The organism is Nonlabens sp., assembly GCF_965660805.1.
GTDB lineage: Bacteria > Bacteroidota > Bacteroidia > Flavobacteriales > Flavobacteriaceae > Nonlabens.
Window position 1 is genome coordinate 18,479 of record NZ_CBFIBE010000029.1, and the last position, 9,336, is coordinate 27,814.

The window sequence follows — 9,336 nt, forward strand, 5'->3', positions numbered from 1 at the left end:
ATTTTATTTGTTGGTATTAAATACGTCTTCTATTATTCTTGCTTGTCTCCTCTTAGATCTTGTGGAACTTCCTGAGGCTGGTGCTGCATACATGTTACGGGAACACACGCGCCAGTTTCTCGTTTCAGGCATGTGTAACATTAAATGTGAGTATGCACCCATATTTCTAGGTTCTTCTTGTGCCCATACGACATCTTTGGAACCATATTTTTTTATTATTTCCTGCATTTGTTCCACCGGTAATGGGAATAACTGCTCGAGTCTTACCAGCGCAACGTCTGTGCGGTTGTGTTCTTCACGATATTCTAATAAATCATAATAGAACTTTCCTGATACAAATACTAGTGTTTCTGCTTTCGCGAAAGCGTCTCCATCCACATCGATCACCTCTTGAAAGTGACCGTTTTCTAACTCAGCAACCGTGCTTACCGCTTTAGGGTAACGCAACAAAGATTTAGGAGTAAATACTACTAAAGGCTTACGATAGTTTACTAACATCTGGCGGCGCAGTAAGTGGAATATGTTTGCTGGCGTGGTACAGTTTGCCATGAACATATTATCCTTAGCACATAACTGTAAGTAGCGTTCTATGCGAGCACTAGAGTGCTCAGCTCCTTGACCTTCATAACCATGTGGTAAGAGTTTTACTAGACCGTTTTGATTCTTCCATTTATCTTCTCCAGCACTGATGTACTGATCCATCATGATTTGAGCACCGTTTGAGAAATCACCAAATTGTGCTTCCCAAATCGTTAAGGTTTGCGGTTGTGCGAGTGCATAACCGTATTCAAAACCTACCACACCATATTCTGATAAGTGTGAGTTGTAAATTTCCATTTTACCTTTTGCACCTTCTATGTGATTGTGCAATATAAACTCATGTTCATTATTCTCTGACTTAACTACCGCATGGCGGTGTGAGAACGTTCCACGCTCTACATCCTGACCACTCATGCGCACGTTATAGCCTTCCATCATTAAACTACCATAAGCTAGGTGTTCTCCCATAGCCCAGTCTAGTTTATCCTCATCAAACATGGTCTGTCGCACCTCGATAATCTTTTTAATTTTTCTTATAAAATTATCGCTTGCTGGAAGTTGGGAGATGCTTTTAGTTATTTTTTCTAGCACTTTACGATCTACACCGGTATCGACTTTTTGCATCATTTCTACCTCAGTAGCCGGCTCAAATCCTTTCCACTCATCTTGCATGAATGGTGTAATTACGGTGTTTTCTTTTTCACGAGAAGAAGCGAGCTGCTCTTCTAACTCATTTTTATAAGCGGTTTCAAATTTCTTTACGGTATCCTTATCGATAATACCTTCTTGAAGCAAACGGTCTGCATAAATATCACGCGGATTCTCATGCTTCTTAATCGCTTTATACAATTGAGGTTGTGTGAACATAGGTTCATCACCTTCATTGTGACCGTATTTTCTATACCCTAATAGATCTATAAATACATCACGACCAAATTCCATGCGGTAATCCAGCGCAAAATTCATGGCGTGTACTACAGCCTCTGCATCATCTGCGTTTACGTGTAGCACTGGTGATAATGTGACCTTTGCAATATCTGTACAGTAGGTAGAAGATCGTGCGTCTAGATAATTTGTGGTAAATCCGACCTGATTATTCACTACCATGTGAATGGTTCCCGCTGTTTTATAAGCGTCTAGTTGTGCCATTTGCACGACTTCATAAACAATTCCTTGCCCAGCGATGGCCGCATCACCATGCAAAACTATAGGTAATACTTTTGAAAAATCTTCTGGTGAGTGTGTGTCTTGTTTAGCACGTGCTATTCCTTCTACAACAGCACCTACAGTTTCTAAATGCGACGGATTAGGAACGATATTAATGTTAATATCCTTTCCATTGTCTGTTTTACGTTTACTGGTATAGCCTAGATGGTATTTTACATCACCATCAAATATGTCTTGCTTATAGTCTTTTCCATCAAATTCAGAAAAGATATCAGTTACCGGTTTACCGAAAATATTAGTTAATACATTTAATCTACCACGGTGTGCCATTCCTAGCACAAAGTGATTCACACCTTTATTTGCTGCACCTTCTACTAGTGCATCAAGTGCAGGAATTAATGACTCGTTTCCTTCTAGGGAGAAACGTTTCTGACCTACGTACTTGGTATGTAAGAAAGATTCAAAAGAAACTGCTTCATTGAGTTTCTTAAGTATTTGAAGTTTTTCACTCTTATTAAAACTAGGGTGATTGTTATTTTTGTGCAACCAGTTTTGAATCCACTTCACTTCTGCCGGTTTGCGTATGTACATATACTCAACACCTATACTCTCACAATATACTTGCTTAAGGTGTGCGATAATATTTTTAAGAGAAGTACGGCCTATACCTATAAGCTCTCCACTGTCAAAATCTGTATTCAAATCTCCATCAGATAGGCCAAAGTTGACTAAGTCTAAGGTAGGCTCATAAGTGCGACGTTCTCTTACTGGGTTAGTTTTAGTAAATAAATGGCCGCGTGTACGATAAGCGTCTATGAGTTTTACAACTTGAAATTCTTTTTGAACATTATCAGGAAGAGCTACTGGTGCGGCAGCTTGATTCATTTCAAAATCACCTTCGTGAGCACTTTCCATTCCAAAGTCAAAACCTTGGAAAAAAGCTCTCCAAGACGGTTCTACCCGATCTGGATTGATTAAATATTCATCATAAAGTTGTGCAAAGTAAGCCGTATGTGCGGCGTTCAGAAATGAAAACTTGTCCATATATCTAAGGAATTCTCCTTTTTATCAAATAAAGTCGTAAAAATAAAGAAAAGCACTCAGATGACATCGACTTTTGTATTTTTATAACGAATCAAATTGCTAAAAAACAAGATCATGAAAAACATATCTACTTCATCCTTTGCCATATTCCTATTTTGTAACCTGTTTTTTTATCAATCTCATGGTCAGCAACAAAAAACTAGGTCTGAATTTTGGAATAACGTAAGGTTTGGAGGAAACGTGGGAGCTAATTTTGGAAACAATTTTTCTTCTGTTTTAATTGCTCCACAGGCTATTTATGGAGTAAATGAGGATCTAGGTGTAGGTTTAGGTCTTAATTATAGTTATTCTGAAAGAGATTTGAATCGTTTTGATGACTTTACTTCTACTATAGCTGGTGGTAGTGTTATTGCTATCGCAAACCCTATAGATTTTTTACAAGTTAGTGCAGATTTTGAGTACTTAAATGTTAACCGTAATTTCAGAGATAACCGTCTTAATGACAACTACTGGGTTCCTGCCCTGTTTTTGGGTGCTGGTTATAGACAGGACAATTTTGTGATAGGTGCACGATATGATGTGCTTTTTAATGAGAGACGCAGCGTTTTTCAGAATGGATTACAGCCGTTTGTGAGAGTGTTGTTTTAGAATTCGCTTTCGCGAAAGCGTAACCATCACTGCCGCAACCTAAACTGAATCTTAATCCATTCTCGATTGATAAATCCTAGGATAATACCGTGCTGGAGATGGCGTTCTTGAACGTCTGCTAAATAATACAGTTGTTGTAATTTAGGATTACTGTCTTCTATGGCTTCGTTAAGTAGAGCAGCCAGCGCTATTAAAAACTTTTTAGGTTGATCTTCTTCTATAGCCTCAAAACCTGATCGCTGTAAATCTTTATTTACTTGATTTTTATAGATGGTAAAGACGTGATGTCTGTCATCTAGTTTAGCCTGTATTTGAGGTAAAAGATCACTCATTTTAGATAAAGAATTTAAGTAGATGTAGGGATATATCTTATACTGATTTCAATTTATGTGTAGAATCTCAACTTCAACTTAATGACAAACTAACTTTCAGGATTAGGGCAATGATTTAAGTTCATGAAATTTGCTTCAAATTCTTCTAAGGTCATCGCATTTTCCACTCGATATTCACCTATAGCGGTGCGGCGTAAAGCGCTTAAATGACCACCATTATCTAGTGCTGTACCAAAATCGTGTGCTAAGGATCTGATATATGTTCCTTTACTACACGCGATTTTAAAATCAACTTTAGGGAGCTTGATATTGCTAAGTTTAAAGGTGGTTACCGTCACTTGCCGCTCTTTAATCTCAGTAGTCTCACCAGCGCGTGCTAGTTCATATAAGCGTTTTCCATCTTTTTTAATGGCCGAGTAGATCGGTGGTTTTTGTAGAATTTCTCCTGTGAATTGTTGGGTTACTTTTTGTAGTAATTCTGGAGTGAGCTCTGTGGTGGGAAAACGTTGATCTATTTCTGTTTCAAGATCATAACTAGGTGTGGTAGCTCCTAGCGTGATCGTTCCTGTATATTCTTTTTCTTGAGCTTGATAAACATTAATATTCTTAGTTTCCTTACCGGTACATATAATGAGTAAGCCACTAGCGAGTGGATCGAGTGTGCCAGCGTGACCTACTTTTATTTTTTTAAGACCATATTCTTGCTTGATCAACCAGCGTATTTTATTCACTACTTGAAAAGAGGACCAGCCTAGTGGCTTGTCTATTAATAGAACCTGGCCTAGTAAATAAGGATTAGTAATTGGTTTTTGGTTAGGATCCATAAAATTTAAGCGTTATAAACTCCAGCCGTAATAGCGATCAGTCCTACCGCAAAACAGTAATAAGAGAAATAATGCAGTTTTGCTTTACGTACCAGTGAGATCATCCAGGTACAAGCAATAAGTCCAGTTATAAACGCTGCTATAAACCCTACTAATAAAGGAATACTCGCGCTACTTTCCATAGAAATGTCACCGCTTAAAAGGTCTTTGGCAATTTTTCCAAAAATCAATGGTACGACCATTAAAAAAGAAAAACGTGCTGCTTTAGTACGATCATTACCTAGTAATACACTGGTAGAAATTGTAGCGCCACTACGTGAAATACCTGGAAGCATGGCAATAGCTTGAGATATACCTATGAGAAACGCATCTTTCCAGCTGATGCCTTTTCCGGTACTTTTTGCCTTTCCTGCTAGAAACAGTAATAAACCAGTCACGATAAGCATAAAACCTACTAGAATAATGTTCCCATTAAAAAGAGCTTCTAGCTGGTCTTCAAAAAACAATCCAACTATTACCGCAGGAATCATCGATAGGATGATTCTACCAGCAAAGTTTAAATCCTCGCGATCACGAGAAACTAATCCTTTTAGGATACTTAAAATATCTTTTCTAAAAACGATAATCGTACTCAACGCCGTTGCAAAATGAAGAACTACGGTAAAAAGCAGACTTTCCTCAGGAACCGAGTTATCGCCTAGAATTACTTTTCCTAATTCTAAATGACCGCTAGAAGAAACCGGTAAAAACTCAGTAAGTCCTTGAATAACTCCTAGTATGAGTGCATCTAACCATTCCATTATTTATCTGGATTTAAAAGAATGGCATACATTTCAATACCAAAACCTAGTAAAACCAGAGTAGGAGCAAGCCTAATTCTTCTCCAAGAAAATATAGCCTCATTAAATAAAGCCGGATCATCGGTTCCTCCACCAGACATTAAAGCAAATCCAGTAGCAATAACCACTAGCCCTATAATCATCCATAGATAGTTTTTCTTTTTGAAAATGAATTCAAAACGTGGTTTAATGTTTTCTTCCACAGTCTTTTCTACTTTTTTATTTTTACTTTCTCCCATGATTTGATTAATCTTTTTAACTCTAAACTCTAATAATAAAGTTCATCAGTCCTTAAATTCAAGTATCTAGTGGTTGCAAAAAACGTGCTCAATAGACTTATTAATACGCCAAACACTAAAACACCTATAAAAAGTATCGCTAGCATTTGGTAATTTTTTAATATTTCTAATTCTGGGATAAAATCATTCATCCAGTAAACCACTCCTGCAAGTGCAATAAGAGCGATGATAGCGCCTATCAACCCTAGTTTTACACTAGTCCATATAAATGGTTTGCGTATAAAGCCTTTGGTTGCTCCTACCATTTGCATGGTTTTTATAGTAAAACGTTTTGCATAAACAGATAAACGGATCGAGCTGTTAATGAGTAAGAATGCGATAAAAACAAATATTCCCGCTATCACGAGCATCCAGAAGGTGATACGTTTTACGTTTTCGTTTAAAAGAGAAACCAGTGGTTTATCATACTGTACTTCTTGCACATAATCTTTGGAAGTGAGATCTTGAGCAATTTGTTCAATCTCACCATCAGTTACAAAGTTAGCGTTCAGTCGCACATCTATAGAATTAGGTAGTGGATTAAAACCGTCCAGATTTGCTATAAAATCCTCGCCTAGATCTTCTACAAGCTTTTTAGCTCCTTCCTCAGCAGGAACATAAACAGCACTTTTAGTGTACTCTGCCATTTGTAGGGTTTTCTCGAGCTGCCTCATCTCTACGTCCTTTGCAGACTCTTTAAAATAAATAGACATAGGGACTTGCTCACGGAAATGATCAGCAATTTGCTGGCTGTTTAAAAGGAAAAAGCCCATAATACCTAGTAAAAAAAGGACTAAAAACACACTGACCACCACCCAAAAATAGGAGTTGAACAATCGTCTTTTCTGATATCTCTCGTGTGATGCCATTATTAAAATATGTCATTAAGTAGCGTTACAAAAATAACAAACATTATGAGCTAGTCAGGATTACAACGCTTTAAGTTTAATCATTGTTGTAAACACCCTATTTTTGCGTTTACATAAGAAACTATAATGACGCATTACGATCACAAATCTATAGAAGCAAAATGGCAAAAACACTGGTCTGACCACAAGACCTTTAAAGCTATAAATAACTCTCATAAACCTAAATTTTATGCACTGGATATGTTTCCATATCCTAGTGGTGCTGGATTACATGTAGGGCATCCTTTAGGTTATATCGCTAGTGATATCGTATCTCGTTACAAGCGTCATCAGGGTTTTAATGTCTTGCATCCCATGGGATATGACAGTTTTGGGTTACCTGCAGAGCAGTATGCGATTCAAACAGGTCAGCATCCTGCAGTTACTACTAAGGAGAACATCGCTCGTTACCGTGAGCAAATGGATCGCATCGGTTTTAGTTTTGACTGGGATCGCGAGTTAAGAACTTCATCACCAGATTATTATAAATACACGCAAGAAATTTTCATCATGCTTTTTGAAAGCTGGTATGATAAAGATGAAGATAAAGCAAGACCTATAAGTGAGTTAGTATCTCGCTTTCGCGAAAGCGGAACATCTACCATTAATGCTGCTACTGATGAAGATTTAAGACCATTTACAGCTGCAGAGTGGAGTGCGTTTACAGACCAAGAGCAACAAGAAATATTACTAGATTATAGATTAACCTTTCTAGCAGATACCGAAGTGAACTGGTGTCCAGCACTAGGAACTGTACTGGCAAATGATGAGATCGTAAACGGCGTTTCAGAGCGTGGTGGACATCCAGTAGTGCGTAAAAAAATGCGCCAGTGGATGATGCGCATCAGTGCGTTTGCAGAGCGTTTATTGAACGATTTAGACGGTCTGGACTGGTCAGAATCCATCAAAGAAATACAACGCAACTGGATTGGGAAATCAGTCGGTGCAATGGTTGACTTTAATTTAGAATCAGAGCATAATGCATCTTCCTCTCTGCTGGAGAGGACCGAGGAGAGGCTTAAGATTTCAGTTTTCACAACTAGACCAGATACCATTTACGGAGTAACATTCATGACACTAGCTCCAGAACATGAGTTAGTAGATCAAATAACCACACCTGCACAAAAAGAAGCAGTTGAAGCTTATAAAAAAGCCACCGCAGCCCGATCAGAAAGAGAACGCATGGCCGATGTAAAGACCATCTCTGGAGTGTTTACGGGTGCTTATGCTACGCATCCATTAAGTGGCGAGCCAGTGCCAGTTTGGATAGGTGATTATGTACTTGCTGGATATGGAACAGGCGCTGTGATGGCAGTTCCATGTGGTGATGAACGCGATCATGCATTTGCAAATTATTTTGACGGTCAGGATGGAATGCCAGCGATTAAAAATATTTTTGATGGTGTAGATATCAGCGAAGAAGCTTATGCTGCAAAAGATAAAACACCACTTTGTAATAGTGACTTCTTAAACGGAATGAGCTACCAGACTGGTGCGATGGCTGCAGCGATCGATAAATTAGAAGAACTAGGTGCTGGAAAAGGAACAACTAATTATCGCTTACGCGATGCCGTATTCTCTAGACAGCGTTATTGGGGTGAGCCGTTCCCAGTATATTATAAGGACGGTTTACCACAAATGATAGATCGTAAACATTTACCACTGGAATTACCAGAAGTAGATGAATATCTTCCTACAGAAGATGGCGCACCACCACTAGGTCGTGCGAGAAAATGGCATTGGGATGCGGTGAATAATTGTGTGGTAGAAAATCCTGATGACCTCACCCTTGCCCTCTCCAGCGGAGAGGGAATTTCTAAAGATCAAAAATCTGAAGTATTCAATCACACAACTCCAGAATTACAAAAAAAGCACACCATACTAGCTAGACAAAATAGAAAGGAATCTACACCAGCTGAAGATAAACTCTGGCAAGAACTACGAGGAAGAAAACTAAGCAACCATAAGTTTAGAAGGCAACATCCTATCGACAGATTTATTGTTGATTTTGTGTGTTTAGATAAAAAATTAGTAGTTGAGGTAGATGGCGAGATTCATAATGAACAACAGGTAGAAGATCAGGAGAGAACTTCAATTTTAGAATTAGAAAATGGGTTTAAGGTAATCCGTTTTTCAAATGAAGAGGTTTTACAGAATTTAAGTAAAGTTCTGGACAAGATAGATAATGTACTTACTAATCTTAAAAGCTTAAAAGAGCTAGAAAGTAGCTCCCTTTCTCCGCTGGAGAAAGGGCTGGGGAAAGAGGTCTATCCACTAGAACTCAACACCATGCCAGGATGGGCAGGAAGTTCTTGGTACATGTTCAGATATATGGATGCTACTAATGAGAACGAGATGTTCTCAAAAGAAGCACAAGAATACTGGAATAATGTAGACCTATATATAGGAGGTAGCGAGCACGCAACTGGTCACTTGTTGTACAGCAGGTTTTGGGTAAAGGTATTACATGATTTAGGTAAAGTCACTGTAAAAGAACCGTTCCAAAAGATGATCAATCAAGGGATGATTTTGGGTGAAAGTGCTTTTGTGAAAGAACTTGAAGTCGAACTCGAAGGCGAACTTGAAAAACGATTTATCTCTCAAGGAGTAAATGCAAAAGATTTGAATATTAAGTCTGGAAGAAAGCTTCATGCAGATGTTGCTCTAGTGAATCATTCTAATGAGTTAGATATGGTAGCGTTTAAAAAGTGGCGTCCAGATTATGCTACCACTGAATTTATTCTTAACGAAGATGG

8 protein-coding genes are annotated in these 9,336 nt (G+C 38.3%); 2 read left to right on the forward strand and 6 right to left on the reverse strand.

Translation table 11 applies throughout. The features are described 5' to 3' along the window. Positions 1 to 3: 3 nt before the first annotated feature. On the reverse strand, positions 4 to 2,751 hold the full coding sequence (locus ACTF48_RS08125) for a 2-oxoglutarate dehydrogenase E1 component (RefSeq protein WP_438962658.1): 2,748 nt from the start codon (positions 2,749 to 2,751) through the stop codon (positions 4 to 6). A gap of 114 nt (positions 2,752 to 2,865) precedes the next feature. On the opposite strand from ACTF48_RS08125, the gene ACTF48_RS08130 reads away from it, so the two are divergent. Continuing rightward, positions 2,866 to 3,399, forward strand: coding sequence for an alpha-ketoglutarate decarboxylase (locus ACTF48_RS08130; protein WP_438962659.1), 534 nt, complete (start codon positions 2,866 to 2,868; stop codon positions 3,397 to 3,399). Between the two features lie 26 nt (positions 3,400 to 3,425). Here ACTF48_RS08130 and ACTF48_RS08135 read toward each other — a convergent pair whose 3' ends face one another. From ACTF48_RS08135 to ACTF48_RS08155, 5 genes are all read right to left on the reverse strand, one after another. Further along, positions 3,426 to 3,731 carry a hypothetical protein gene (locus ACTF48_RS08135; protein WP_438962660.1) on the reverse strand — a complete coding sequence of 102 codons (306 nt, stop codon included), beginning with the start codon at positions 3,729 to 3,731 and terminating at the stop codon, positions 3,426 to 3,428. An 89-nt stretch (positions 3,732 to 3,820) separates the two neighbouring features. Next, the gene (gene truB / locus ACTF48_RS08140) at positions 3,821 to 4,555 is read right to left on the reverse strand and encodes a tRNA pseudouridine(55) synthase TruB (RefSeq protein WP_438962661.1); all 735 of its coding nucleotides are present in this window, start codon (positions 4,553 to 4,555) and stop codon (positions 3,821 to 3,823) included. Between the two features lie 5 nt (positions 4,556 to 4,560). Continuing rightward, positions 4,561 to 5,355, reverse strand: a complete 795-nt coding sequence (locus ACTF48_RS08145; RefSeq protein ID WP_438962662.1) for an undecaprenyl-diphosphate phosphatase — start codon at positions 5,353 to 5,355, stop codon at positions 4,561 to 4,563. Continuing rightward, positions 5,355 to 5,633: a DUF3098 domain-containing protein gene (locus ACTF48_RS08150; protein WP_438962663.1), complete on the reverse strand. Its 279-nt coding sequence runs from the start codon at positions 5,631 to 5,633 to the stop codon at positions 5,355 to 5,357. Before ACTF48_RS08150 ends, ACTF48_RS08145 begins: the two co-directional genes overlap by 1 nt. A gap of 29 nt (positions 5,634 to 5,662) precedes the next feature. Further along, on the reverse strand, positions 5,663 to 6,544 hold the full coding sequence (locus ACTF48_RS08155; RefSeq protein ID WP_438962665.1) for a cell division protein FtsX: 882 nt from the start codon (positions 6,542 to 6,544) through the stop codon (positions 5,663 to 5,665). Between the two features lie 123 nt (positions 6,545 to 6,667). On the opposite strand from ACTF48_RS08155, the gene ACTF48_RS08160 reads away from it, so the two are divergent. Then, the coding region (locus ACTF48_RS08160) for a DUF559 domain-containing protein (protein ID WP_438962664.1) at positions 6,668 to 9,336 on the forward strand (2,669 nt) is incomplete at its 3' end.

Coding starts and splice junctions, on each gene's coding strand:
- ACTF48_RS08125 (WP_438962658.1), bottom strand. CDS start 2,751: ATGGACAAGTTTTCATTTCTGAACGCCGCACATACGGCTTACTTTGCA.
- ACTF48_RS08130 (WP_438962659.1), top strand. CDS start 2,866: ATGAAAAACATATCTACTTCATCCTTTGCCATATTCCTATTTTGTAAC.
- ACTF48_RS08135 (WP_438962660.1), bottom strand. CDS start 3,731: ATGAGTGATCTTTTACCTCAAATACAGGCTAAACTAGATGACAGACAT.
- truB (WP_438962661.1), bottom strand. CDS start 4,555: ATGGATCCTAACCAAAAACCAATTACTAATCCTTATTTACTAGGCCAG.
- ACTF48_RS08145 (WP_438962662.1), bottom strand. CDS start 5,355: ATGGAATGGTTAGATGCACTCATACTAGGAGTTATTCAAGGACTTACT.
- ACTF48_RS08150 (WP_438962663.1), bottom strand. CDS start 5,633: ATGGGAGAAAGTAAAAATAAAAAAGTAGAAAAGACTGTGGAAGAAAAC.